This window comes from Vibrio sp. 10N.222.46.A1, assembly GCF_041473595.1.
Lineage (GTDB): Bacteria > Pseudomonadota > Gammaproteobacteria > Enterobacterales > Vibrionaceae > Vibrio > Vibrio tasmaniensis_A.
Map to the genome: position 1 here is coordinate 1 of NZ_JBFRSN010001017.1, position 462 is coordinate 462.

Sequence of the window (462 nt, forward strand, 5' to 3'; positions counted from 1 at the left end):
ATTGCACGTAGCTTCTCTGAATTTGCTAAGCAAGAAGCGACCGTGTCTATCGCACTAACCGGCCAAACTGTTTTGGATAACACATCTGTGGTTTTCACCGAGCACGGTATCGAAATTCGTTTTCGTATCAACCTACCCGCTGATGGTCGTAGTATTCTTGCAAAGAAAGCAATCAACATCATTACATTCTATTTGCCTAAGTTTATTCGTCGCGCAACGCTTGAACGCGAACTCAACATCGAAGCGATGATTAAGCATTGTGAAGCTGTTGAAGACCAAGACGCATTGCGTGCTCAATTGGAAGAAAACAACCTAGCAGCATTCGTTGCAAATGGCAGTGTATTACCTCGTATTGCAGGTAACTGCGACCTGCCAATGAAAGGCGCAGTTCCTTTCCTAGCACCAGAGTCTTTAAGTGTGACGCTAAACGCGCCAAACCAAGGTGATGTGACTGGCCTAGGT

General features: G+C 45.7%; 1 protein-coding gene. It reads left to right on the forward strand.

Going from position 1 to position 462, the window contains the following annotated elements:
- Positions 1-462 (forward strand): P-loop domain-containing protein (locus AB4496_RS23235; protein ID WP_372132123.1); only part of this gene is annotated, 462 nt, incomplete at both ends.